The 26,171-nt window shown below is 63.0% G+C and carries 16 protein-coding genes and 1 pseudogene; 7 read left to right on the forward strand and 10 right to left on the reverse strand.

From position 1 onward, the window contains the following. The first annotated feature begins 27 nt into the window (after nt 1-27). From queC to dbpB (RMN56_RS06035), 7 genes are read left to right on the forward strand one after another with little or no spacing between them, the layout of a single operon-like run. Nucleotides 28-729, forward strand: a complete 702-nt coding sequence (gene queC, locus RMN56_RS06005; RefSeq protein WP_313722839.1) for a 7-cyano-7-deazaguanine synthase QueC — start codon at nt 28-30, stop codon at nt 727-729. Then, a complete protein-coding gene (gene queE, locus RMN56_RS06010) occupies nt 726-1,373 on the forward strand; it encodes a 7-carboxy-7-deazaguanine synthase (protein WP_313722840.1) in 648 nt (215 codons plus the stop codon). The genes queC and queE overlap by 4 nt, the downstream gene beginning before the upstream one ends. Further along, a complete protein-coding gene (queD, locus tag RMN56_RS06015; RefSeq protein WP_313722841.1) occupies nt 1,373-1,732 on the forward strand; it encodes a 6-carboxytetrahydropterin synthase QueD in 360 nt (119 codons plus the stop codon). Before queE ends, queD begins: the two co-directional genes overlap by 1 nt. After that, complete coding sequence (locus RMN56_RS06020) at nt 1,729-2,733, forward strand: hypothetical protein (protein ID WP_313722842.1); 1,005 nt, start codon at nt 1,729-1,731, stop codon at nt 2,731-2,733. The genes queD and RMN56_RS06020 overlap by 4 nt, the downstream gene beginning before the upstream one ends. Then, nucleotides 2,733-3,875, forward strand: a complete 1,143-nt coding sequence (gene dbpB, locus RMN56_RS06025) for a DGQHR domain-containing protein DpdB (protein WP_313722843.1) — start codon at nt 2,733-2,735, stop codon at nt 3,873-3,875. Before RMN56_RS06020 ends, dbpB (RMN56_RS06025) begins: the two co-directional genes overlap by 1 nt. Next, nucleotides 3,872-5,113 (forward strand): tRNA-guanine transglycosylase DpdA, encoded by a 1,242-nt coding sequence (gene dpdA, locus RMN56_RS06030; RefSeq protein ID WP_313722844.1) that lies wholly within the window; start codon nt 3,872-3,874, stop codon nt 5,111-5,113. The genes dbpB (RMN56_RS06025) and dpdA overlap by 4 nt, the downstream gene beginning before the upstream one ends. Continuing rightward, nucleotides 5,097-6,296, forward strand: coding sequence for a DGQHR domain-containing protein DpdB (gene dbpB, locus RMN56_RS06035; protein ID WP_313722845.1), 1,200 nt, complete (start codon nt 5,097-5,099; stop codon nt 6,294-6,296). The genes dpdA and dbpB (RMN56_RS06035) overlap by 17 nt, the downstream gene beginning before the upstream one ends. Before the next feature lie 39 nt (nt 6,297-6,335). Here dbpB (RMN56_RS06035) and RMN56_RS32910 read toward each other — a convergent pair. From RMN56_RS32910 to RMN56_RS06075, 10 genes and pseudogenes are all read right to left on the reverse strand, one after another. Next, nucleotides 6,336-6,626 (reverse strand): annotated as a pseudogene (locus RMN56_RS32910) (hypothetical protein); the annotation flags it as partial. A 441-nt stretch (nt 6,627-7,067) separates the two neighbouring features. Next, entirely contained in the window at nt 7,068-9,272 is a 2,205-nt protein-coding gene (gene dpdD / locus RMN56_RS06040; protein ID WP_313722846.1) for a protein DpdD, read from the reverse strand. Then, entirely contained in the window at nt 9,272-9,787 is a 516-nt protein-coding gene (gene dpdK / locus RMN56_RS32620) for a phospholipase D-like domain-containing protein DpdK (RefSeq protein WP_376787280.1), read from the reverse strand. Before dpdK ends, dpdD begins: the two co-directional genes overlap by 1 nt. After that, entirely contained in the window at nt 9,784-14,286 is a 4,503-nt protein-coding gene (dpdJ, locus tag RMN56_RS06045; protein WP_313722847.1) for a protein DpdJ, read from the reverse strand. Before dpdJ ends, dpdK begins: the two co-directional genes overlap by 4 nt. A 2-nt stretch (nt 14,287-14,288) precedes the next feature. Further along, nucleotides 14,289-15,005, reverse strand: coding sequence for a hypothetical protein (locus tag RMN56_RS06050; protein WP_313722848.1), 717 nt, complete (start codon nt 15,003-15,005; stop codon nt 14,289-14,291). Further along, nucleotides 15,002-18,031: a protein DpdH gene (gene dpdH, locus RMN56_RS06055; protein WP_313722849.1), complete on the reverse strand. Its 3,030-nt coding sequence runs from the start codon at nt 18,029-18,031 to the stop codon at nt 15,002-15,004. The genes RMN56_RS06050 and dpdH overlap by 4 nt, the downstream gene beginning before the upstream one ends. Then, on the reverse strand, nt 18,028-18,963 hold the full coding sequence (dpdG, locus tag RMN56_RS06060; RefSeq protein WP_313722850.1) for a protein DpdG: 936 nt from the start codon (nt 18,961-18,963) through the stop codon (nt 18,028-18,030). The genes dpdH and dpdG overlap by 4 nt, the downstream gene beginning before the upstream one ends. Next, complete coding sequence (gene dpdF, locus RMN56_RS06065; protein ID WP_313724656.1) at nt 18,963-21,545, reverse strand: protein DpdF; 2,583 nt, start codon at nt 21,543-21,545, stop codon at nt 18,963-18,965. Before dpdF ends, dpdG begins: the two co-directional genes overlap by 1 nt. A gap of 29 nt (nt 21,546-21,574) precedes the next feature. Beyond that, the gene (gene dpdE / locus RMN56_RS06070) at nt 21,575-25,288 is read right to left on the reverse strand and encodes a protein DpdE (RefSeq protein ID WP_313722851.1); all 3,714 of its coding nucleotides are present in this window, start codon (nt 25,286-25,288) and stop codon (nt 21,575-21,577) included. Beyond that, complete coding sequence (locus tag RMN56_RS06075) at nt 25,279-25,755, reverse strand: hypothetical protein (protein WP_313722852.1); 477 nt, start codon at nt 25,753-25,755, stop codon at nt 25,279-25,281. The genes dpdE and RMN56_RS06075 overlap by 10 nt, the downstream gene beginning before the upstream one ends. Nucleotides 25,756-26,171 lie beyond the last annotated feature (416 nt).

Consider the following 26,171-nt stretch of genomic DNA (forward strand, 5'->3'; position numbering starts at 1 on the left):
GACCATCGACGAAGCGAGGAGCCTCAGATGTCGGCAGCCAAGCCCCAAGCGGTAGTACTGCTAAGCGGCGGTCTGGACTCGGCCACGGCCCTTGCAGTGGCCGTCAAGAAGGGGTTCGAGGCCAACGCCCTGAGCTTCCGCTACGGCCAGCGGCACACGGTAGAACTCGAAGCCGCCGCCCGGGTCGCTAAGGCCCTGGGGGCGACGCGGCACGTTGTTGCGGACATCGACCTTAGGGTGTTTGGCGGATCTGCCCTGACCGACGACGAACTCGCTGTGCCCCACCATGAGAGCGCCGAGGAGATCGGGAGCGAGATCCCCATCACCTACGTGCCCGCTCGAAACACCATCTTTTTGTCGTTCGCGCTTGCCTGGGCGGAGACCTTGGGGGCGTCCGATGTCTTTATCGGCGTAAGCGCCCTTGACTACAGCGGCTACCCGGACTGCCGACCGGAGTACATCGAGGCATACGAGCGGATGGCAAACCTCGCCACCAAGGCAGGCGTCGAGGGCACCCAGCGCATGAAGATTCACACACCTCTCATCGACCTAACGAAGGCAGACACCATCCGGCTGGGCCTCAGCCTTGGCGTCGACTACTCGCTCACCCACAGTTGCTACGACCCCGTCGAAGGCCGCCCCTGTGGCACATGCGACTCCTGCCTGCTCCGCACCCGAGGCTTCGCCGAACTCGGTATGTCAGACCCTGCCGTCGGCAGCACGGCATGAGATCCGCGTACCGCATTAAAGAGATCTTCTACACCCTGCAGGGCGAAGGTACCCATGCTGGGCGGCCCGCGGTCTTCTGTCGGTTCACAAGCTGCAACCTCTGGACAGGCCGCGAGGCCGACCGTCATCGCGCCATATGCCAGTTCTGCGACACAGACTTCGTAGGTACTGATGGGCCAGGAGGGGGCCGCTTCCGGTCAGCTCAAGATCTGGCGGCAGCGGTGGCGAAGGCGTGGGCCGGTGCAGCCCACCCGAGGAGCAGACCATACGTTGTCTGCACTGGCGGAGAGCCGCTACTGCAACTCGATGCTGCTGCTGTCGACGCCCTTCATGACGAAGGCTTCGAGGTGGCTATCGAGACGAACGGGACGCGGCCCGCACCCGCTGGCATCGATTGGATCTGCGTCAGCCCGAAGGCCGGCAGTGAACTGATTCTCACCGAGGGCGATGATCTCAAGCTTGTCTACCCCCAACCGGGGGCGGAACCTGAACGATTCGAAGGCCTGAACTTCGCCAACTTCCTCCTTCAGCCCATGGATGGGCCCGACCAGGCGGCGAACACTCGGGCAGCCATCAGTTATTGCCTCGCCCATCCTCAATGGTCCTTGAGCCTGCAGACACACAAGTACATCGGGATTGCTTGATGGAAATCTTCCGTGAGTTCACCTTCGAAGCTGCTCATCGCTTGCCGCACGTGCCCGAGGGGCACAAGTGCGCTCGCCTCCACGGGCACTCCTATCGCGTTGAGGTACACGTGCGCGGCGAGGTCGGAGCGTCATCCGGATGGGTCATGGACTTCGGCGACATCAAGGCAGCATTCCGGCCCCTCCTCGACCAACTAGACCACTACTACCTGAACGAGGTGCCGGGCCTCGAGAACCCGACCAGCGAAGTGCTGGCGCAATGGATCTGGGCGAGACTTGTCGATCAGCTGCCGCTGTCGGCCATCATGGTCAGGGAGACCTGCACCTCGGGCGCCGTCTACCGGGGCGATGCCTCGTGACGGAGGCGACGGCCGACGAGCGTTCGCCAGGTGTCCCTGCAGATAGCAACAGCCCGCCGCAGGCGCCAGCCCGCGTTCATATCGTCGTCACCTGCGCAAACCGCAAAAACCTGACAGTGCCTGCGGCGCTGCAGGTCAGAGCCCTGTCGAACTACCCACCCAGGCAAAAGCTCGCAGAGTGGACCCGCCGACTGTCCGAACCTAGCCAGCCTTCCACTGCCGCAACGTCGCTCTATGCTGGCGAGCACTGGGCCGTGGCACGTCAGCTGGTCAACCCGAGAAGCGTGGAGACGCAACTCTGGATCTGCTCCGCGGGGTACGGACTGGTCCCCGCCACCGCGCAGCTTCGCCCCTACGCCGCGACCTTCGCGTTGCGCGAAGCAGACTCGGTCGGACAAGGTTCGACCGAGAACCGCGACTGGTGGCGGGGACTAAGCGAGTGGGTTGGCCCGGAACCCGGTACGCCCCGATCGTTCTACCACCTGGCCCGAACGAATCCCAACGACACGATCATCGCCGTCCTATCGGATACCTACCTTCGGGCGTGCAGTGATGACCTCCTGAGGGCGGCAGCGCGGCTACGCGACCCGCAACGGCTGACAATCGTTGGGCCGGCTCAGGCGGACCCCGACTTGGACGAGCTGGTCGTCGGCGTGACCGCTCGCATGAGACCGGCAGTCGGCGGCAGTCTGCTCGCCCTTAACGTCCGCGTTGCGCAGCACCTCATGGGCCGAGTCACCGCCGAGCCTCGCACCCACCGCCGCTCGTACTTCCGGGCGCTCGCCCACGAACTGGCAGCCGCCGCGCCCCCGCCGCCGCCTCCGACTCACCGTGAGCGCATGACCGACGACGAGGTTAAGGCCTTCATCCGGCCACTGGCGGAGGCCGGGCCAACCTCGGCAACCCGCCTGCTCAGACAACTACGGAACTCCGGCAAGTCATGTGAGCAGGCACGTTTTAAGCAGCTGTTCGATGAGATCTCGCTGGAAGTGCACTGCTGATGGCGCCCTCACATGACTCGAAGAACATCGCACGCCGTGCGCTGCGAATCGCTCAGCCGGGCACTCCGGCCCTCTACCTCTTCGCACTGCAGGCAGAAGAGGTACTCCAAATCGCAGACATCTCCCGCGTCAGCCGAGACGACGCCGGGAAGCTGATCGGCTACCAACGCCCCCAGGTACGGAAGCACATACAAGAAATCGTCGAGTACCTCGACACCGAGGCTGCCGTCTTCCCCAACCCCATCATCTTGGCCCTGTCGTCCAGCGTCCGGTTTCAGTCGAGCAGAGGGCCAGGTGCCGCGGATGGACTCGCGACCTCCGGGCTACTTAGCATTCCCCTGCCGCAATCCGGCAAGCCGAAGCCCGCATGGATCGTCGACGGACAGCAGCGAGCCCTAGCGCTTTCCCGTACCCAACGGCAGCAGTTTCCGGTACCAGTGACGGCGTTCGTGGCGGACAGCGTCGTTTTCCAGCGCGACCAGTTCCTACGCATCAACAACACGCGCCCACTGCCGCGGGGCCTCGTGACCGAACTTCTGCCGGAGGTCGACAGCCCGCTACCTCCTCGACTCGCAATCCGGAAGGCGCCCTCGGCGCTGTGCGACGTACTGAATGCCGACAAGGCGTCGCCGTTCTACGGGCTGATTAAGCGGGCGTCGACCAACCGGCAGCAGGCACCGAACGCTGTGATCACGGACACCGTCGTTGTCGAGATGATCCAAGAGAGCCTCACCTCGCCGGCGGGCTGCCTCTTCCCCTACCGCGACGTCACCCGCAACGAGACTGACTTCGACGGGATCCTCCAGGCACTCTGCACCTATTGGTCAGTAGTGCGTGACACGTTCCCCGAGGCCTGGGGCAAGCCGCCCACCAAGAGCCGCCTCATGCATGGTGCCGGAATACGGGCTATGGGACGGCTGATGGATCGCGTGCTGGGCACGATTGATCCACGCCTCCCCGAGGCGCCCGAATTGATCAGCAAACACCTCTCCGTGATCGCGCCGCATTGCCAATGGACGGGAGGAAGGTGGGACGAACTCAACCTTGGTTGGAACGAGATTGAGAACGTGTCCCGCCATGTGCAGGAATTGTCCAATTACCTCATCCGCGTCTACCTGAACGAACGGGCGGGAATTCGATGAAGTTCTTCTTCCCCGACAGCCAGGACCAGGTAGACCCCACCTTCGACTTTCAAACCGAGGAACGCGACCCGTTCCGAGTGCGTCAACGCGATGACCTGTACGCCCACGAAGTGTTGAAGCCGCCGCCGTTCAACGGTCTCTTGGTCTCCAAGGCAATCGTAGACGGGACTGCCGGCTCCAGCACCGGCAAGTACACCCTGCCCCAGCGCCACAGGCTCTACCGACAAGGGGCCCGTGAGTTCTTCCGCCTCGACAATGGCAGCGCGCCGTTAAAGATCATGGGTGACTGCGGAGCCTTCTCGTACGTCGGCGAGGAGTACCCCCCCTACACCGTCGAAGAGGTCGTCAGCTTCTACGAGGGGTGCGGGTTCGACTACGGCATCTCCGTCGACCACGTTATCTTCCAGTACGAGCCGAAGGTCCTTCGTACCGACGAGGCGGCCAAGGAGTGGGTCCGACGGCAACAGATCACCCTCGATCTCGCCGCAGAATTCTGGCAACGTTGTTCAGCCAGCGACGTTCACTTCACGCCTCTGGGAGTAACTCAGGGTTGGAGCCCGGAGTCATACGCCTATGCAGTGGTGGAACTACAACGGATCGGGTACCGACGGATCGCGGTCGGTGGCATGGTGCCGCTGAAGACGAAGGAGATCCTCGCCTGCCTCCGCGCCATCGACGATGTACGTGCGCCCGACACCCAGTTGCACCTCCTAGGTATCAGCCGCGTCGACGAAATTCCGACGTTCGCTGGCCACGGCGTAACGAGCTTCGATAGCACGTCGCCCTTCCGCCAGGCGTTCAAGGATGACCGGGACAACTACTACGCGCTCGACCGGACCTACGTGGCGCTTCGCGTCCCTCAGGTCGACGGGAACGCGAAGCTCAAGGCGCGGATTCGCTCCGGTGAGATCAGCCAAGGGCAGGCCATGCAGTTGGAGCGGGCCGCGCTGGCCCGCCTTCGCGAATTCGATAGGGGCGAGATCGCCCTTGACGCCGCCCTGGAGGCGTTGGACGCCTACAGCGCGGTGTGGGACGGTAAGGCAAACAGGAGCAGCCAGTACCGCGACACGCTCGAAAATCGGCCTTGGCAGGCCTGTGACTGCTCGATCTGCAAGAAGGTCGGCATCGAAACAATCATCTTCCGTGGGGCGGAGCGCAATAAGCGCCGCGGCTTCCACAACCTACACGTATTCGGGCAGCGACTGCGCCGGCAGCTTGGAGATGACGACCGTGACTAAGCAGGGAGACGAGAGCGCCGTGGCCGCGAGCTCTGGGAAGGTCCTACATCTTCCGGCTCTTGAGATCAGGCAGGGACCCAACCGCCGTCTGTACACGTTCGCGGTGGACGGCAAGCAAGTCCCATCGTTCGCCGCCGTCTCGCGCGTCCGCCGCGACAGTCAGCAGCAACTGCACGGCTACCAACGGCCTGAGGTCCTGGCGCACGTGGCGGCCATCCGCCGGTACGTAGAATCCGACGACAGGCCTCTACTGCCGAACGCAATCGTCGTGGCCTTCGACGACCGGGTTCGCTTCCTCCCTGCCGACACCGCCAGCGACGGACCTGGCTATGTCCGGATGGGAACCCTCGTGGTACCCGTGAGCGAGGACTGGGAGGACGCCGACAAGCCCGGCTTCATCGTGGACGGCCAGCAGCGTTGCGCGGCCATCCGGGACGCGGAAGTTCCGGCCTTCCCTATCTGCGTCACCGCCTTCATCACCGCCGACCAAGCCGACCACCGGTCGCAGTTCATCCTCGTCAACTCCACCAAGCCACTACCCAAGGGCCTGATCCACGAGTTGCTCCCGGCCGCGTCTGGGCCGCTGCCGAATCAGCTACGCGTGCGGCAGCTCCCCGCGACGGTCCTTGAGCGGCTGAACTTCGAGGAGCGTTCGCCGCTACGTCACATGATCCAGACGCCAACCAATCCCGCGGGCGTCATCAAGGACAACTCCATGCTGCGCATGCTCGAGAACAGCATCTCGAATGGTGTCCTGTACCGGTTCCGCGGAAGCGACGGAACCCTGCCCAATATCGGACTGATGGTGACCGTATTGAGCGACTTCTGGACGGCGGTGCGGGAGGTCTTCGGTGAGAATGCGTGGGGCAAGCCTCCTCGCAAGTCGCGGCTAATGCACGGGGCCGGTATCATCAGCATGGGATACCTGATGGACGCCATCGCCGATACGAACAGCAGCGGCGAGGAGTTCCCGGACGTGCAGGGATTCGCCGCGGGGCTGAAGACGGTGAAGGACTACTGCCGCTGGACCGAAGGCACCTGGGATCTGGGCGACGGCATTCCTCGGCGCTGGAACGACGTCCAGAACACTCCCCGCGACATCCAGCGGATCACCGACTTCCTGGTATCGACGTACTACGCCAAGCAGGGAAAGCGGCACGAGCGGTCGAGTAGGCTCTTCTAGCAGTAACGCCTGCTCTGGGCGAGCGCTGGGCCTGACACCTCAGGCGCACCCCCCGTCCCTCGGCGACCGGGCGTGGGACTGCGACGGGCCGCCCGCCGTCGCGGAGGCCGTAGAGCTCGCACGGAAACTCCTCAGGCAGTGCCGCTCTGTGCCAGGGCGGCGGTTGCGGCAGGGACCAGCGAAGTCGGGGCCACTGCCGTCCGCCTCCCGGACGACAGTCATCGGCCTGCTCCTGGATCGGATGAAGCTTATGGCCGCGTGAGTCGCACAACGCGTCGCGATAACGACGACATCAGCGGGCCGTACCCACTGCTTGAGCTGACGGCCCGCGACGTGGTCGTGGCCGGCTCGTGACGACGTTGACCTGTGATGCGAGGGTCGCCAGTGCGAGGGCTACGCCGTCGAGAGCCTTTCGTGGGAGTAGGGGAGCACTCCCTGCGCCGGCACGTGTGACCATGCCGAGTCGGCTGCTTCCTCGGCCCGAGTAGGCCACGGAGTTCGACGCCGATCTCCGTGCTCAGTTGGGCTGCAAGCATCTTCGATCTGTCGCCCTCACGGACAGCCGCTGGGTTACGAGACGTCCCTAGGCTAAGGCCTTGCTCGGCCGGGCGGAGCCGGTCGCGGCAGAACTGCTGGACTGCCCGCAGATTTGGCGGACCAGTGCAGTAGGCCGCCGGCCGTACCGCGTGCGGCAACGTTTGATCGTTGCTAGATTACGAGTCGTCGGCAACCAGACAGAGCCTAAGCCCGTTCCATCACGATCGCTCAATATCACTCGCAAAACCGCCCCAACTCGCGCAGCATTGCAGACGACCCTTTTGAGTGTACGTAAATGATGGGGCGCCCATTCCGTTTTTGCTCTATGAATTCGGTAGCCGCATGCTTAGCCGACGCTGTGGCGATCACGACGACATCCGCGTTCGTACTCATGTCTGCGAGGCGTTCGCTTCCCACGTGATCGGCCGTCGTGACGACATCGATCGAGGGAACGATTCGTCGCAGCGTCTCGGCGGCACGACGCGCGGCCGACTCCATTAGGGAATACAGCACGACGCGCCGGCCTGCCAAGCACCCGTACAACTCCGGCTCGGGAAGCAGGCCGGCTGCCCGGATCTGCTCTAGGTCGGCAGGGAGCGACAGGTCGAGAGATTCGCACACGGCCGCGACCGACTCGAGCGCGACAGAGTCGAGGGCCGTTCGTAGGCGCCGGAGATCATCAAGGGAACTGTACAAGTACCGCTGGCGGGCAGCATGCGCCTGCTTGGGAATGACGTGAAATGCGACCGTTTGCAAAAGATCGGTTTGCCAGTCAATGGAGCTACTCGCAGCCATCGAGCCCCGGATTACATCGAGCCATTCGAGGGCCGCCTCGACCTGTTCACCTGATGGACCAGCCGCCAGCAACGTATCGATCAAGCTGAGCACCTGCACCTGAACACCTGCAGATGTCCTGCCGCTCAGCGCGAGTGCAGCAATCATCCGCTCCGCCACCGCTGCCTTTGCAGGACCGTCAAGGACGCCCGCATGAAGTGCCAAGAACCTACCTGCTACCAACCCCAAGACCTCGAGCGTAGCGTCAGAGGAGCTCCACATGCGCGCCTGGACCTCAGCTTGGGGTAGAGGCGTCCACTGGTCGGCGAGGTCGCTGATCCAACCGACTGCCTCGTCCTGCGCGACACCTGTCGCCACGCGATCGAACCACGAAGCCCAACCGTTCGGCCCGCCTGTCTCGATTAGTCCCTCAAGAACCGCAACCGCCGTCCTCCCCACGACGCCTGAGGCGAGTACTGCTGCGCGCAAAGCTTCTTCACCGGCAAGCATATTTAGCGCGACGCGAGCGGCGTCGGGTGTACCGATGTCGGCTGCCGCGCTAACGGCTAAGCGGGCGGCAGCGAGACTTCCAGTCATCGTCACGGCGACTTCGAGGGCGCCGAGTGCGTCGCCACCGACGTAACGAGCCGTGGCTTCAGTCATCGGATCACGTGGAGGCCGTAATGGCACTACCGGCTCGGCCTCAGCCGCCGAGCGCAAACGCTTGAGGCGGCTTCGGAGCCCAATTTGAACGGCGTCAGCGTTGTCAAGGAGCCGTTCGATGAGGGCCGCTCGAGTGGACTCATCAGCTGCGATAGCAAACAAAAACTGGACCAGAAGTTCGGACCGGGACGCGGCTGGAGGACTCCCTGTTGTCAAGCCGGCGTATTGCTCGCTCACGTCCTCGAAGGCAGCGAGAAGAGCCCCGTCGCGCTCCTCGGCGTCGAGACTGGCCAGATGAACGCCATAAACGGCCTGCTGGATGGCGCGAGTGACCCCTGGGGGACGCCTCATGCCTAGAACGTCGGGGAGCGCGGGATCCTTGAGGACGTCTTGCCACTGTTCTAGTCCGGCGTGCACGCGGAAACGGACGAACGCCATGTTCGTCTCGTCCAGATCCCCACCCGAGCGCAACTCGACGAGCAAGGTCTGCGCGAGCCCACGATCTCCGGTGGACATCGCGTGCCCGAGATCCTCTAGCACCTCTCCTGAGGATCTAGTAGCTCGGAACTCAGAAGGGGGGCGACCGTCAAGGAGACGCACCATGCGCTTAAGGGCACTCCGCACCTCGAGTTTCGCTGGAGTGGCACCGGCGCCAGTTCTAGGCAGAACTTCGAAGCGTAGAATCGACGAAGGTCGTTCGGCGGCGAGAGTAGCGTCAAACGGATCCGACCTGTCGAGGCGCCCGCGGGAAGATGCCAAGTCGCTGGCGGTCGGCCCAACCCACGCGTCGAGTAGAGCCAGTAACTCCCGTCTAGACCTACTGTCCGGAGCCAAGCCGTACCACCAGAGGCGCCCCTGCCAGAGACGAGGCAGAAAGGCAATACCGGCACCCTCATCGGCCGCTCGCAGCCAAGGTTCGATGACATCCCGCAGTGATGCGGGAAGTTCCGAGACGTCAAGTTCGTTGCCCTGCCCAAAGAAGCGAGCGAGAAGACTGGTCATCAAGGCAACATCCCAAACCGCGCATGGTAGTCAAGGCGTGCACGAGACAGGTCGTCCGCGTCTCCAGTCACCGTGATGCCCTCCTCGTTGACAGCGCGCCCATGGTGCGTGAAGTTCATGGAACCTTGGACATGGATTCGCGACGTTAGGAGGCCCTTGTCGTGGAGTTGATCGATGATCTGAACATCGACGGAGTCGGCCGCGCCTGGCGTTCCACGCAATCGATCCAGCACCGACTGGTGGCGGGGATCGTTTCGTGCAAGAACGTGGACATGCGATCCGCGCTTGGCTAACTCGAGCAGAACTTCAGTCAAACGCAAATGTCGCGCCGGCGCACCGGGGATGAGACTTATGACCTCTCCTCCCCGATTGTCCACGACGGGTATATCCGAGATCCAAGGCGACAACAGCCAGACGTCCGGCGACGGCGCAATAAGTTCCGAAACAAACACTGTTTCGATGAGATTATCGAGAGTGCGAGTTGCACCGCCCCCCCGCGTTGTTAGCCGCCTCAAGATACGATCTCCGCCAGTTCCAAGCGCACGAGCGTGGCCCCATCCGCAGTATGCGTAACCTCAGCTATGTACGGATATATGTGAAGGAATTCAGTCTCGATTGGTTCCGTCATCAGGCCAACGAGCACGTCACTGACTTCCGCCTCCTGACCTGGTCCGCCCCGCAAGCGGGCAGCGCCATCCGTTGAAAGCACGTGCCGCAGCCGCCCGGCAGCATCAGGGTCGCTGATGTCGACGGTGACGGTCCCATCGATAAGAATTGCCCTCAGCACCTCGGGTGCAGGGTCAGGGAGAACTGTGTACGGATTCCAAGACTGGAGGGCAGCCGAGCGCATCCGCCATCCACGTGGCCAGAGAAGACTGCGAAGGGCATCCAACCGGCGCTGGCGCAAGTCTCCCCCTCCTGCCAAGGGCAATCCGTGGTCGAGATCCTTCCTGCCACTGGAGAGGAACGCCCATGTCCGTGCGTCGATTTCGACCCCGAGACGGCGTTCTTCGGCGTCCCATGCACCCACCACCTGACCCATCGCCCGGTCAGTCGCTGAGGTCGAACCTGGCCGAAGTAGCCGATTCGCTAGCGCGGATACCACCCCATGATCCGGAGCCACGCCCGCGTCGCGCAGTGCATGGCGTACACAGTTGAGGGCTTCCACCCTCGCGGCCTGGCTATGCGCCCCGCGGTAGGCAGCCATGGCATCTGCGAGAGGCCCGTCTTTCGCCGACAGATGGATAATCCGCCGCATCTGGTTATCGATCACCTCCATGGCTGATGGCCGTATGGCATGACGCATTAGCCGCAGGAATCGACGGGGATCTTTCTGAAGACGTGAGGCTAGCGCCTCAAGGAAGCCGCCGCCGCCGATTGAACTTTCGCTTAGCCACACCTGGCCGTTTCGCGGCCGGCCCTCAGCATCCAGGCCCGGCTGGACGTCTACGAGCAGGCCCTCTGGGTCATGGTCCGGACAAAGCAATCTTCCCGCTGCGAGGGCAGCCTGACCTACTGTTGCCAGAAGACGCGTCCGAAGCCAGGGTTGTAGCAGTTCATCGGTGGGTCGCCACATCTCGGGAGCGAGGGCGGCAAGGCGCTTGGCGAAACCATCCCGCTGAAGCAGACTCTGAAGCCGGGCCCGGAGCCGGCCTGGCCCGGCGGATACGTCATCATCGTCGATCACCAGGCCGACACGTTGGAAGAGGATTTCCATCGTGGCGTTCAACTGTCCCTGTAGATCCCGATCAAGGTGAGCGAACGCCTGGTCCAAAGTCATGCCTTGCTCAACCGCCGCACGGATCAGGGTGATCTCGAGCGCCTCATGCACCCAACCAAGCTGAAAGACATTTGCGTGCTCGAGCAGTTGGGAGTCGGTCGTCACGACGTGCCGGAGCCACGCGCTTCGCACTCCATGCGAGACATCCTGCGGTAACGAATAGTCCGGTGGCAGAACCACATCTAGTCGGAGCGCGTCTACGTCATAGACCGCTCCGACGCCTACAGGCACACCTTCTCCCCTGGCGAATGTAGGTCGCCCACGGAGTTCCGTGCCGTCTTCCATCTGCAATGTAGCGTCGGCTCCTACGGCCAGGCGTCGCGCTTCGATGTGGGCGTGCTCGGCATGAAGATGGAAACAAACTCCGCTCAGCAGTCGCCCAATCGGATCCTCCTGAGGAATCCGTATAGGTGCGGCCCCTCCTCGTTCAACGAACTGGCTCTCCCAGATCAAATAGGCGTTAGAGCTGTCGCGAACCTCTTTTGGGGCAATGTCGACAACGATGTTGTGAGGGCGCACCAACTCAAGGGTCTGCCGACGGCCGTCCACGACAACGTCCACCTCAACCTCGATATCGTGCTCGGGAAACACCCCATCGACGTAGATCCTTCCGTTCACGTCTGCGGGAAGCGGCAACCAGTGGCGGTGGCGCATACTCCGAGTCGCAAAGCGGCGCGACACTCGCCCAGGTGCAAACTCCCGCAGAGCCTGCGCAACGCCCATGGCGTGCCAGTCGCCCTCCTCCTCCCACTCAAGTTGCGCCGGCACCTTGATCAGCGCCTCCGGCAGTGCGAGGTCGCTGAACAGGTTGCTCGGGAAGAAGTCGGGCAACGGCGTTCCACCTAACAGGTCCTTGCCCAGGCTCCGCCCGTCCACCTGCGCTGTCGCCCACCCCGATCGGAGCCGACGCAGCAGGGCGGGCACTGCCGCAAGCAGCACAGGGCGCGGTGGATGCCAGAGGAGTTCGTTCGTCTCGGAAGGCGGGATTTGGAGGGCCTGTCCGATCCAACGAGTCAAGTCGGACTGGAGGGTCACGTCCTCCAGCAGGTTCTCGAGTAATGCGGCCACCCGATCCTGCACGACGCCGCGCGCCTGTCCCCACGAACTCTTGTCGCGTGGCTTCGTCAAGTCCCGCCAGATGGAAGCATCCGGCATCTGAGGCCGAAGCCGTTCCGCGAGCCAGTCAAGCATCGCTTGGACAGCGTGCATTCGAAGGACAGCGCGGTTGCGGACCGGCAGCGAACGGGCAGGCAGGACAGGGTCGAATAGCAAGTCCCAGGCCTCGTAGCTGTCGCGGTCCCTACCGTAGTGAGACAGTACGACAACGGTCCACGGCCGCATGCCACGCGGGCGCCCGGCTCGTCCCTTTCGCTGCAGGAACTGGGCGACGTCACGAGGCGCCTTGTGCTGTAGCACCGCACCGACATCCGGGTCGTCGAAGCCCACCTCGAGAGAGGCGGTGGCCACCGTGATCTGGGAAGCTTTGTCCACTCCTGCGTCCTGGGAAGAGGTCCGCCCCAGACGGAGCCTGGAGCCCGGCCGCATCGGATGGCCAAGCGCCTCGGGGAGATCCCACGACTGCCCCGCAGCGCGCCGGGCTGGCCCCCCACCCTGCGTCGGGTCTCGCAGACTTGCCAACGCGTCTTTAAAGCCGATAGCTCGGCCTTTTCCGTCCAGGCGCTGACCTTCCGCGTCCAGAAGGTCGTAGTACAGCCTGTTGGTCACGTCCAGATCGTCAGTGAAAACGAAGAGCTTGCTGCCGTAAAGACCCGCAGATTTCCCGCTTCCCGGCGGGTCAAGTGTCCGAGGAAGCAGCATGCTGGTTTGGATTGTCGTGGACAGAACACTGACCCCTGTTGTGGGATCACTGCGCAGGGCGAGCAAGTGCTCCGCGCCCTCATACTCCAACTCCTCCGGCTTCGGTTCCACGCTTGCCACTATGTCTGCTGATAGGCCCGTCAAATCGGAGAAGTACTTTGCAGCATCTACGAGTGTTGCTGAGAGGCCGACAAAGGTGACCTGGCTTCGAAGACGGTGGCGCCATCGACGAAGCACCATCCCTGCCTGCGCGCCGCTGGTGCCGCTATAGGTATGGATCTCGTCAAGCAGCATCATCAGTGGCGCTCTTCGAGTGCCGACGCCGAAGACTGCGCTCGCCTGCAAGTCCGACAGACTCCGGTTGAGCATCTCTGTCGTCGTGAAGAGCATGTCAGGGGGTTGCTGCACCATGCGCTGGCGGGTTAGCACAACAACGTCCTCGTCGAAGGAGGTGCAACACTTCGCGCAGACGAGTCGCTCACGTCCGCGACTGCGGTCCTGGTGCTGCCAAACAAGATCACCGCCGCAGCCCGCGCCCGCCGCGCCTGGACAGCTCAAGTAGGGACAGCGGTGTCCACCCCCGACCTTGTCCCATGAGGCGTATTGCCCCTCAACACTCCGGGCAGAGTGCGGCGTAGGTCCGTAGAACGCCGCAACCCTGAGCGGGCGGCCGGAAGTCCTGGAGAAGACCTCGTCGATCCGCCGAGCGCTGGCGAAGGCGCTGGACAACTGGTCTCTCAGAAGCTCATTGCGCGGGTAGACGGCAACCACGCGCGTCCAGTGCTTGCTGTCCTGCAGGGACGCTAGGTGTGCGAACGCCGGGAGGTAAAAGGCGAGGGTTTTTCCACTGCCCGTCCCGGCTCCTACTACTATGCCGCCCGATCTTCCGCTCGTCGCGGAAGCCAGCACCTGACGGGTTGCTCGAACCTGGAAGCCGCTGAGATTTCTCGGGCCCGAGGAATCCCGCGTGAGCAGCGTCAATACCTCGCGTTGCGCCGCCGTGAGGCTAGGAACTGCCGCCATCAGTGAGGCAAGTGTCTGATCTCTACGTGGGTAGGCTCGAGGTCGACGGACATAACGCAAGTCTGCGACCAACGGGGCTCCACGGCGCCAACTGTCCTCTTGGTTTCCCTGTGTAGGGAACAACTGGCGCAAGCGAGCCAACAGCCGAAGCGCCTCCGCGGACCGGGTCCGCCACCTTGGCGGGTCAGTGGTCAGATCGCGGTGAAGAAGGCCACTGTCGCGCATGCTGTCCACGAGCGCCCAGGCATCGCTCGTCGGATCGTGCTCAAGGAGCCACGCGTCGACCAGGGCGATGAGTTCATCCTCCTCGAACCCCCCGTCAACGACGCCCCACGAGAGCAGGGCGTCCTCACGCTGCTCGAGAAGGTCAAGAATGCTTTCGTGAATGCGCATATTCAGCCCCCTTGACGAATGCGATAGCGGGCTGCAAGGTCGGTATTCGTGAGGAACTCGCGCACCTCGTCTGTCAACAGATGGAGTGGTGCTCCCGCAGTTCCAGATGCCGCAACGATGAAATCGCGGACCCCGGATGGCACGAGCCCACCGAGTTCCTCCACCGCACTTTGCAGACTCGTCACGGCCTGCGATAAGGCGGCGACGTCTCCCGCCCTAGGGAGGCTCAGCTGCGCGAGGATGCTAAGCCTCGCGAGCGCATTCTCAACCGTCGCCCAGAGATAGGCGACATCGAGGCCCGCGCGATCGAGCACATGCAGAAAGTCCTCGTCGACTTTGGGAATCTCGACGCCTGCCCGGTAGCTACGCCAGACGTCGACAAGGGCCGCTGAAGCGCTTGTAGCGACGTCTGTCGCCTTGCGCACCGCCTTGTTGAAGTTGTCATCGGCGCCCACCAGGGGCGCACCACTGATTGCCTCCCGCGCATTTGACAGATCCGCATGGAGCGCGACAAGAACGGCGCGGATGCCCGCCGGGAGTTTCCTCTCTACGATTCGAAGTTCCTCGGACGCAATCCGAGCGCGCTCAAGAATATCTGCGGCGTCTTCCACGACCCGGGCGCGATCAGTGAGCCTTCCAATCTTGAGACGAAGTTGATCTTCGTCTACAGCAGCGCGGAGTGTAAAGTCCAGATTTCGGACGCGCTCGACCAGTGTCATGCGAGCACGTCCGCATCGCCGGCCAGGAGGCCGTCCAACTCAAAGCAGGCGCGCTGCAGTGCTGCGTCCAGGCGCTGCCCAGCCCGTTCCAGTTCCGGTTGTAGCCGCCCACCGACATCAGCAACGAGGGCTGCTTCGGTCTTGGTAAGCGCGTGGTCCGCGGCGGCACTCCAGGCGAGGACACGTGAAGCAGGTGCGTGCCAATCCATCGTTAGAACCCGCAGTTTCTCGCGTTGGCTCAAGTTCGCCCAGTCGATTAATCTCTGGCGCACCCTCGCGACCGCCGCAATATCACCATCCTTGATCTCGCGTCCTACCTGGCGGACCACGGCGGGCGACACACCCGAAGGAAGCAGGTTTGCCGATGCAGCTCGATCAAGCAGATCGTTCACTACCGCGGTGGCCTCTCGGATATCTGCACCGATGGCGTCCAGGTCCGGAAGCGCCTCCTGAGCGGAGTTTGCAAAGTCGTCCAGCTTCGCGAGTTGTGCTGCGAGAACAGCGAGATGCCGCTCCACCTCCTCGGTTAAGTCCCCAGGGATCCCGCTGAACTGCTCAGCCTGCTTGAGCGCTCGTGCGATGCGTGGAATATCAAGGGCCAGCGGCTTGCCGCCTTGCGAGAAGCTCGCGAGACGGAGGAGCCGATTGCGTAACTGCTCTCGATCCGCCGCTGCGGCCACGCCGCCGGTTCGCGCGGAGTTGACAAGTGGCGCGAAAGCGGGCCAAGTTTCACCACCCTTGCCACCCGTCTCTCCCATGTCGACAATAGCGGCCACACGGTCGACTAGGTCGTCACGATACGCCCCGGGAACACCCAGGATTTGCGCGCCAGCGTCCAACGCGTATACGACCGCCACTAGTTCTGGAGATTCGCTTTCACGGCCAGGCAGGAGTCTTTGCGAAACGGACGTGCTCCACTCCTCCAACTTCTCGTACGCCAGGCGTTGCAGAGCTGCCCCGTTCGGCACGAGCCGCCACGATCCACTCTTGCTGTACCAGGCAAGGGCGCGAAGTGCTCGGGCATCCCGGCTGGTCCCACCTTCGATCGTGAGCCCCACTAGCCGACCCTCGGCACCCTTCGGTGACTCACCTAGGTGGATCGCTGTTTGAGGGAAGGCGGGCATCGCCCTGGAAGGATCCGTCCAGGGCGCACGCCCCCAGCAGCCGTCGTCGAAGTCGATCCGCTCTACGACCAGGGCGTGGACGATTCTTCGGAGTTCGTTCCGCACTACCTGCTGGATCTCCCCAGTCTCAATCCAGCGATCGACCGCCGCGACCAACATGGGGATCTCCGGAGCGGGTTCCGAATTGACGATGTCCGCGTCTTCTAGACGCAAACGCGGAGGCTTGGCGACCTTTCGTTCGGTCGTCAGGCCCCCAACGGCGGGCACATTAAAGGCCTGGTGAATTGTCCCGGCGAGATTCTGCGCCCCGCCCTCACTGCCCCAGAATCGGACCAGTCGCTTGCGTCGCTCGTTAGTAGAAGGTGGATCTTCTGATCGCTCGAGTCGCGCTTCGTCCTCGATATCAAGCAGACCCTCTGCTCCAGTGGCGAACTCTCGTGCGAAAAACTCCGTCGGAAAGTCCCCTGCCGCGATGGCCTCCCGGTCCCTGTGGAGGACTGGACGCAGCACGCGAGTCAGCACGTCACGTGCGACAAAACCCCCGTCCACCCCGGATTTGCTGCGGATTGCCCGGACCAGTGACTCTCGGTTGAATGGGAAAATACCAACCCCGTCGACGGCCCCGAAAGCGCTGTGGCACCGATCTGTGACAGGACACTCTACGCAGGCATTAGGGACGTCATCGCCCACACGCCGAGCCGCCTCTAGCGCCGCCGCACCTACCCTCACCGCGTTGAGGTAGGGTGCCGCGAAGGCAGCGGCGTCGACCTGACGGTCGGTACCGACGGGCAGATCGAGGTCGAACGCCACGTATGTCCGGGTCTTCACTGTGTCCGGCAGGTGGTTGGTGAAATAGCCGGTGGTAACTGCCATGACGACCCGCATGGGACACACGGCGAGATCCGCCGATGGCACCAGTGTGATGGCGTCGATTAGTCCGCCCTGGATTCCCTGGAAGATAGAGAAGTCCTCGATCAGAAGCAGCAGTTCGGCTCCCTCGCGCGCGAGTTCGAGTCGCAACTCGACCAAGAGGTTCTTGAGGTCGTCACCTCCGAGACCGAACACCGCGCTAACCGCCTGAGATAGTTGCTCGTTCAACATATCTGCTGCGAGTCTGGGAAGCTCATCATCCGAGGCCAGCGCGCCCGCTATGTCCTGCGCTTCGCGACTGGCGTGCCGTACGTCGTCAACGGAGAGACGGACATCATCGGCCGTGAATCCGAACGCGTCCTCCTTGTTGGTCTCATCCTTTCCGCGCAACTTCTCTTTTACTAGGCGAGCGATGGCGCCGTTGTCTGCAAGCAGACTGCTTCTGAACCAAGGGTCGAGTAGTAACGCCGGGAGCGACGACGCGAGATATTGACGGAGCTCCGCCTCCTCCGATGAGTGCACGCCGGGTTGCGCCCCACGAGTTTCGATCAAGGTCGCAAGTTCGCTCCTGAGCCGAAGTCTCGCCTCCTGTTCATTACCGAGCGAGTCGACCGCCGCGTCAACACGCCTCCGCAGTTCCGCTGCGCGGGCCTGCGGGGCATGCTTCAACACCAACTCGAGGATGCCGCGGAGGGACGTCCGATGCTTTGGAACAAAGACCAGGCGTGTGCCGGGCTTAAGTTCCAGATTCATCCGCAGCCAGCGCACGAGGTGAGACTTTCCGGCGCCCGAACGACCAAGGATCGGCAACACCGGATAATCTGCTGGTTGCTGATTCACGGCATCGAGAAGGACATTCTCGTCGACCACCGCGCCGGCATGGCGATCGATTTTTTCGCGCCGCAGAATCGGCAGCGCGCTGTGAGTGGCGTTGAACACGGAGTCCGAGGGCGTCTCCGCCTCGACCGGAATAATCGAGAAAACGGCCTCCGCATTCCAACACGCCGCCGGTAACGGCTCGCGCCAACTCATCGCCGAACCCCCAGCAAGACCTCGACATTGCTCACTTTTCGGCCCTCGGGATCGCCCAGTACACGGGCATCTGCATCAGAGCCGTACGTTAGTTCCAGAACCCGCTCGTCCTCGAGCATGAGAATAGATTGGGATACCGACGTATCCACGCTCTCGTTCCGGATTCCCGGATCAGGGTCTTCATCCAAGAGCGCGCGGAGGCCCGCCCTCGCCACACCGCCCTCCAAGACTGGCAACTCGGTGGCGAGTTCAGTCAGGAACACCCCGATCGGCCGCTTGCCTGGCTGCATCCGTAACACCACGTCCCTGACGGCGCGCAGTGGGAGAGGTACGAGTCCCCCGCCAGCGTCGGCGACCGCTGGCTCAGCTAAGCCCAGCGCCAACGCCCATCGTCCGAAGGCTCCCCAACGGGTGTCGTTAGCGAAGGGTCTCTCCTCGTCGGCCAGATGGCGTAGCTGCTGTGACTGGAGCAGTTCAACGCTATGTCTACCTTTGCCACGCCAACTCAGCGCAGGGCCCAGGGCGTCTTGTGCCAAGAACCACGAGAGAGCCCGGGAAAGATCGCGAGCCCCGGCAGTGCGTGCTTCTATGTCCCCCGCCCAAGGGTTGCCGTCGCGCCTTAGGTTGAGCGCCGCGCGTCGAAGGACCTGGCGGAACTCCTCCCGTGTGAGGCCTCCGCCGCTCGAACGAGCGGCCACATCCTCCGGAACCGTCAACGTTCCGCTCGAGTCTTGCTTAATCACCCCGATGGCCCGTGCCGCTCGCAACGTGTTGTCAACCCCACGAGTACGATCCGGACTGTCGCTGATGCCTGGCGGCGCGAAAAGTGCTGTAAGCCTCTCCACGTCATATGAGGCACGGGATCTAATAAGGTGGTTTGTAATTGATCTGGCCAGCCCGGGCAACGCGCTGGGTGGATTTAACACTGCCATTAGATCCTCCGCAATAGATCGTCGACAGCCAGCACAGGACTCCGCCAGTCGGCCACCCTGGCCGTGGGCCTCTCTGGATCCAGGGTGTCGACTGGCATGAGTACGATCCGAGGCGGCCCATGGGCGATGGGCGGGAGCCACCCAGGATCCACGAGTTCTCCAGGTGTGAGCACAATTAGTGCAGGCACAGCGAACGGCCGCGGCCCACTGACCTTCCCATCGATCATTACGAAACCTTCGCCGGCGTGACGATGCGCCTGTTGCACCGCTGGATGCGTTCGTAGCGTTGGGGGAACGAAGACCGCCCTAATGCCATTGGCGACGCAGCGCCTGATGAGGTCCTCAAGCCAGGGTACGGGGCCAACACGGCGGCCCGTCTCTTCATAGGTGACGACAAGCCCTCCCTGACCATGCAGTTCGTTCATCAATGGCCGACGGAGAGAGAAATTTAGAAGAGGCATGGACGGCAATGGTATGACGGGCGTCGGTGCACGCCCGTGGGCCGGTCCGTGGTGCCCCCTCGCCGGGCATCCCGAACAGGAAGCGGAAACGCGCTGGACGGCAGTCGCAGCGCCGCTACCATATCGAAAGGAGTACTCTTCTGCGAAGACATCCGCCCAGCACCGCTCCTCCTCAAGCAGGTCGCGGACATGCGCGAGCGACTCCCTCTGAGTGTTCAACACATCCGAACGGACGCGCGCAATTGCGCCTTCGAGTACACCGCGGTCGAAGTTGCCTACGTCTCGCGCGCTACGCACAGCGACAGCGTCGCGGAATCGTCTCCAAGCGGCGTCGCGTCTGAGAACCCAGTCCGCCTCGGGTTCGTCCGGATCTCTCTTTATGGCCGGCGGGGGAAGTGGGCTAATCTCAATCACGCCGGCTTGAGCCAGCAGCGTCAGTGTGACCCTGTTCCACAGTCGGTTCGCGTCACTGCCGGCGGCTGTATGTTCCGGTACGGCCGAGGTATCAAACACCAGCGAGCCTTTTGGCTGGTCGCCGATACGAGCATCGGACGATCTCATCGCGCGCCAACGTGCCCAGGCCTTGTCATCACCGATGACGGTAGCGCCTTCTATTCGGCTTGCTTCTGCTAGGTCCGAACCTTTGACCGGAAGCCAGACTGCGACCGCCGCGTGTCCGTCGCGGCCAGCCCTTCCAACCTCCTGGTAATAGCGATCTACCGACCCAGGAACGCATGCGTGTACTACCGTCCGAACATCGGGCTGGTCCACACCCAGGCCGAACGCCGACGTGCCGACCACCACGTCGATCGACGTCGGACCGTCTGTCCCTGACCAGCCCCTCAGGATCTGCAGGCGGTCGCTCGGCGCCGTGTCACCGTGAAAAGCAGCAACCCTGCGAAACCCCGCCCCTTGCATGTGGGCGACAATCTCCTCTGCGGCCGCCTTTCGTGTCGTGTAGACGATGGCCGGGCGAGGCAACCGATAGATGGCTTGAGTTAACCGCTCGAGCCTCTCCCCCTCTGAGGCGCACGGAGCCAGCAGGTAGCGGAGTTCGGTACGCAGAAAACTCGAGCCAACGAAAAGGGATGGCTCTCCCTTAAAGAGCGTTTCATTCAGCCGAAGACCCTCGAGGGACAAAGTCGCGGTCATGAGGACCGTCGTCAGCGGTTGCTGGCCGGCCGCCTTCGCAACCTGTTTCAATTCCGAGATGAGTGCGGCAGCGAGTTGAAACTCCGGTCTGAAGTCCAGGCCCCAACTACGGACGAGGTGCGCCTCGTCGACGACGATGTACCGAAGTCCGCCATTACGGGCCAGTTCATGAAGCGAGGGAGCTAAGCTCGCTACTAGCGACTCGGGCGAAGTGAACAAAAGCCGCTGCTCACCGTCAGCGAGGCGGCGACGTATGAGAAGTTGGCGCTCTCGATCTAGCGAGCCATAATACGCAAGTTCATTTGGAAGACCTACCCCCGGAAAACGGCCATGTGCCTGGCGCTCCTGATCAAGCGCCAGTGCGACGGTTGGCACGACTACAACGGTGGTAGCGGCAGGTTGCAGAAGTCCGGGTATCAGGCCCACCAGCGACTTGCCGGATCCGGTCGGCAGCACGACATGGACGGTAGACCCGGGATCGGACAATGCGACGGTGCGCAGGGCGACCGCCTGCGCACGAGACCGGTACGTCGTCGCAGTGCTGACGGACGCGACCGCAGGGTCCAACTCGTCGGTTCGTTCCGGTCGGGACAACGACGGCACTCGCATGCCATCTTCCAGAATCCCCTCGGGGGAGCTTATGGCGAGGTCAACCCATGAAGTTTCACCGTGCAGCCAACCCGGAGACCAACGGGAGCCACTTGAGACCCTCAACTGGTCTGAGCCGAGCGACAAGACTTCCAGACCCGCCAGCGCCAGGTGCTGACGAGAAGGCCCGGCCGCCTTCACCGGCAGGTCCAACTTTGCAACTGCTCCCGTAGAAAGGCCCTCGTGGCGGAGAACCTGGTTTAGCAGGGCGGCGAGGTCAGCCGGGCCGACCCCGCTCGCCGAAGGGGTGGTCCACGCATCAACGAAGCGCCGGTGTGGTCCGCTGAGACCGGCGACGTCTACATCTGACCCCCTAAGCACCGCTTGGACCGCCGTCAACTGTTGCCCGCTCAAAGTTCCACCGCATCGCTGGGCACAGCACCCGACACGAGAACGAAGCCGGTCGAGTCAAGCCGCAACTGCGGCTGCCTTATCGCCTCGTGTATGACCTCAGCGATGGCCTCCTCGAGAGCGACCTCGTGTTCCAGGACCGCGCGCTCTTCGTCTGGTACGCGGAGCGCCCGAAGCCGAATCTGCCGGATGCGTCCCTCGAGCATCGGGCCGGCCTGTGCCGTTCCTTTGGCCACCGCGTCCATCACTGCAGGATGACTACGCACCAACTGCTCCGCTTCGGCCTGCGCCTCCCGCCACGCTCCCGGCCACCGTTGCTCTGGGATGAAGTCATACGCCCAGGCGATCCTATTCTTGTTAAGACTGAAGTCGCCGCCATGCGGATCGTTGGGTCCTTGCGGCTTCCGGTAGGGCCTCTCCAGAGCTGCCAGGAAGTCGCAATCCGTAATTAGCTGCCCGCGCTCATCGAGCCAAAGGGAGACGATCACGGGCGGGAACAGAGCGTCCGCCCGTCGCTGTACCGCTCTGGCATCAAGTTTTCCGGTGGCATGTTCGGAGGCCACTCTCCCAAACTCTGGTGCGGCCTCAATGTGGTAGTCGAAGCGGTACGCGGGCCGCTCTGGGCGATCCCATCCCGGTAGCCACCGCCACATGCCGTAACTACGCCCGCGATCGTCGTGCCACAGGAAGTCGGCTACGGCATCGATCAGCGGCGCACCTTGTCGATAGATCTGCAGGGCGGGCGTACGCACGGCGACTGAGCGACGGAACGTGCCCGTATGCCCTTCAATGGGGACAAAGTCGCGAAGGATACGCCACGTCGGAAGAAGGGGGAAGAGTGGCTTCCCAGCGCGGTCCTGGCCCCGAACGCGATACGTACCGCTCGCCTCCCGGGCGTTGCCCACCTTTTGAAAGCGAAGGTTACCCGGTTCCCCTCGGTCTGCCAGCAACTCGTCCGCCGCCCCTGCGAACTGCTCTTCGTCCCGCTCTACTTGTGCGAGTTTCTCGAACACGGATCGTTCATCCTGGACGGCTTCAATGGCGTCGAGGGCGTCCTGTTCACGAATCCTCTCCACCTCTTGTTGTAGCGCTTGCCTGACTCGAGCCTGCGCATCTGCAACGCCATCCCACCCATGGAGAAGCAACGCTTGCCAAGCAATGGCGGATGCGGCATCCACTGCATGCTGCAAACTCGCTACTGACCGGTCGAAGATCTCAAACCCTCCAGCAAGGATGCGCCTCCAAGCGTCCGGCAGGCTTCGTGAGCTCTCCGGATCTCCAATGATGAGCGAACGCCAGAGCGGACCGGGCGCCACGTGCGACCATCGGTCGAACCGGCCGATCCGCTGTTCGAGCCGGTTGGCGTCGGAAGGAAGGCCGAGGTGAACTAAGACGTCCGCGAATTGAAAGTTCCGCCCCTCCTCTGCGGAGGCGTCACAGACCAGCAGCCGTGCACTTCCTTCCGCCCGTTCAAAATCGAGGACTGCCTCCTCCACATCGGACGCCTCCTCGCCCGACAGGTGAGTAACGATGAGACGATCACCGAGCAAGTCGCGCAGCTCAGCAGCTAGGTCGCGAGCGAGACCGGTGGTCGGGCAAAAGACGACCATCCGCTCGCTCTCGGCCAACTCGTACGACAGCGCATCGGCGATAGGACGCGCGATCTCCTCCCTACGGCTAATCCTCGTGACACCGCGTGCCAAACGCTCCAGTGCTTCCCGCTCGGTGGCCGTAATCGCACCTCTCGCTCGGCCCACTGCCCACTCACGTAGACCATCCGGATCAGACGCGAGCTCGCAAGCAGCAGCAAGGGAATGTGCCGCCTCGTCAAGTGAGCCCGCGGCCTCGGCCGCAGCCAGTAGTTCCTGCCGCCAGCTATCGAGGAGCAGGTCTATGCGTGCCGCCATTTCCGAGTTCCGAGGGCTTAAGGTGGGCGGGCGACGTCCGGTGACGCGGTAGGTTGTCGATAGCGCCTGGGTCCGTCTAGTGCGCAACATTCGCCGGTGCAGGCGATAGACCTCCGACACGTGAACCCGAATACTTCGAAGCGCTTGGCCGAGCCCTTCTCGATCCCCGCCCTCCAACCGCTTACCGGCCTCCACAAGGATGTCCGTTAGGTCCCTGTCCTGTGAAAAAAGAGTGCCGAGTTCGGCTAATCGGTTTCGCAGCAGGACGGCCGGCAGTCCGGCATGCAAGCCAAGAAGAATCCGACCGAGGCTCGACCTCGCCTCCACGCGCACTCGAAGCGCCTCGACACTGCTGTCTCCGTATACGTTCGGGTCGAGGAGTTTGAGCATCGCGAGGAGAATTTCTTCGTTGTGCAAGACAGGCGTCGCAGAGAGCAACAGCACTCGCGGACTACTTAACGCCACCTCGCGAAGACGCTCGAAGCGAGACGCGAGTTCGCGGCTCCGACTGGCACTAAGACGCGCCAGGTTATGAGCCTCATCGACTACGAGGAGGTCCGCCGGCTGCCATTCCGCTGGCCGGTCATCTCTTGCGAAACGGAGATCGGCCCGCCGAAAGCTTTGTATGTGGAATTTGCCTTCGAGTTCGCGAACCCATTGGTCAAGAAGAAATGGCGGAAGGACGAACTGAACTCTCAGCGCGGGCTGGTCAAGGAGCATCTGGCGAATAACCATGCCCGCCTCAATCGTCTTCCCCAACCCCACCTCGTCTGCCAGGAGGTAGCGCTGGACGGGATCTTCGAGAACTCGGCGCACAATCTCTACCTGGTGAGAGTGCAATTCAACGGAGCTAGAAAGGACGCCGGTCATGCCATGGGCCGCTGCGCGCTGACGGAGAAGCGCTTGCAGAAAGGGACGCCTACGATCAGCCAGCATAGGCGATTCTAGAAGCCCGGCGCATCCGAAGCCGACGGGATCCCTCAGCGGTCGCATCCAGCGAACGAAAAGTTCCTTCTCCGGAACGAATCCCTCCCACTCGTGCCCTTTGACGTAGATGTCTCGCTGCTCGGTGCTATATAGAACCCGACCCGACCTCCAAACCCCATCGCTCTTCCAGAACACCCTCGTCTCGTTGTTGATCACCAATCGCTTCAGGCTCGCACGTGACACGACTTCTCGGTGACGCTGCGGAGGCGTCTCCCCTGGGTGGTCAAAGTACTGAACAACGATGGCGTCGTTGGCCTCTTTCCCAATGGCCTTGCCAGGTCCCAGGTCATTGTCGGTGGATACAACGAGGTCACCGACTTGCATTTTTTTGCCACGGCCGGCAGTCGCGGAAATCTTAGGCGCCCTGTCGATGCCATCCTTAGGGGGCACGACTCGCATAGAGGCGGGCGCCGATTGGTTACCTTCGGCGCCGGCGAGGGAGAGCGAGCCGCGACATTGGGGGAACCGCGTGCAGCCTAGAAATTTCTGGCCCGCTCTTCGGCCCCGGGTAACCATTCGCTCCGTCATCGCAGAACCACAGAGAGGACATGCCGTAGATGAGACCGTCGTGCCATCGGACCGATTGGCTCCGCCAGATCGTGGCTTCGGAATGCCGCGACGGATTGACCATCGGGGCGTCCCAGCGCCAACCGCCTGGAAGAGGTCCGGACGGCCGTAAAGCGTCTCAGCTACTTCGTCGACCCCGACCCGTCGACCCATCTTTCCAGACACAACGTCGGCGATCTCCCAGGTAGACATTCCCGCCCACGCTTCGAGGAGTTCGCGGATCTTGTCTTCCAACATTGGCGCTATGCCCATCTCGCAACGGAATGTTTTATTCCGAACATCCGCCGCTTCGCGCGTTCCTTTGCAGCGTCCAAAGCAGGCGCCGGAAAACAAGCGCGCTTGGCGGCCGTACCGATGATGACCGCCGGACCGCCGAGGTCGGCGACGTTGGCGCCGAACCGGACCGTCTCGTGGCCCTTGACCCGCTCGGACGGCGTGTAGACGGCGGCGGAGAACCGGCCGGTGCCCGGGTCGGACGCCTTCTGCGCCAGGCGGTCGATCAGGTCGTTGACGTGCTCGCCGGTCTGCCCGATGATGATCAGCGGCTCGCCTGCGGCAGCCATCTCGACGGCGACCCGCACCACTTGGGTCGACTTGCCGGCCCTGGGAGGCGAGTCGAACACTACGCCGCTATGGCTGCCGCTGTGCAGGCCAGCCAGCACGGCAGTGATCACGCGTCCCGCTTCGACCGCGGGCGGTACTTCCAGCCCAGCAAGCATTGACCTCACCTCCCCACAAGGTGTCCCCGGACACTACAGCCAGGTGTCCTACCAGCGGGACCCCCGAGTATTCACCCGTTCGGCCGGTGTGATCTGGCTTTGTTGCGGTGTCAATGACCTTCAAAGTTGATATTGCTGCAGGGCAAGCACTTGCCGCAAGAAGACGTGTATGCGCTGGTGAGCCGCCCTGGCGGGCAAACTCCTGGTCACTTCTCACCGTTCGCGCACCCGGGACATCGACGGCTGAGCTCAGCATCGATGCAAGGCGCGTCTGTCAGGGATGCGACAGAGGACTGGCCCCGACAAGCTCCGGGGGCGTAGGGGCTTACTAATGTTCGCTCCGTCGAAGACGATCCCAGCCGCGGCTTGAGGGTCGCGGTGCCGGGCGGCGACATCCGACCATGGCTGCAACTGGA

The sequence above is a fragment of the Micromonospora halotolerans genome, from assembly GCF_032108445.1.
Lineage (GTDB): Bacteria > Actinomycetota > Actinomycetes > Mycobacteriales > Micromonosporaceae > Micromonospora > Micromonospora halotolerans.

Coding starts and splice junctions, on each gene's coding strand:
- queC (WP_313722839.1), top strand. CDS start 28: ATGTCGGCAGCCAAGCCCCAAGCGGTAGTACTGCTAAGCGGCGGTCTG.
- queE (WP_313722840.1), top strand. CDS start 726: ATGAGATCCGCGTACCGCATTAAAGAGATCTTCTACACCCTGCAGGGC.
- queD (WP_313722841.1), top strand. CDS start 1,373: ATGGAAATCTTCCGTGAGTTCACCTTCGAAGCTGCTCATCGCTTGCCG.
- dbpB (WP_313722843.1), top strand. CDS start 2,733: ATGGCGCCCTCACATGACTCGAAGAACATCGCACGCCGTGCGCTGCGA.
- dpdA (WP_313722844.1), top strand. CDS start 3,872: ATGAAGTTCTTCTTCCCCGACAGCCAGGACCAGGTAGACCCCACCTTC.
- dbpB (WP_313722845.1), top strand. CDS start 5,097: ATGACGACCGTGACTAAGCAGGGAGACGAGAGCGCCGTGGCCGCGAGC.
- dpdD (WP_313722846.1), bottom strand. CDS start 9,272: ATGACCAGTCTTCTCGCTCGCTTCTTTGGGCAGGGCAACGAACTTGAC.
- dpdJ (WP_313722847.1), bottom strand. CDS start 14,286: ATGCGCATTCACGAAAGCATTCTTGACCTTCTCGAGCAGCGTGAGGAC.
- RMN56_RS06050 (WP_313722848.1), bottom strand. CDS start 15,005: ATGACACTGGTCGAGCGCGTCCGAAATCTGGACTTTACACTCCGCGCT.
- dpdH (WP_313722849.1), bottom strand. CDS start 18,031: ATGAGTTGGCGCGAGCCGTTACCGGCGGCGTGTTGGAATGCGGAGGCC.
- dpdG (WP_313722850.1), bottom strand. CDS start 18,963: ATGGCAGTGTTAAATCCACCCAGCGCGTTGCCCGGGCTGGCCAGATCA.
- dpdE (WP_313722851.1), bottom strand. CDS start 25,288: ATGGGCATAGCGCCAATGTTGGAAGACAAGATCCGCGAACTCCTCGAA.
- RMN56_RS06075 (WP_313722852.1), bottom strand. CDS start 25,755: ATGCTTGCTGGGCTGGAAGTACCGCCCGCGGTCGAAGCGGGACGCGTG.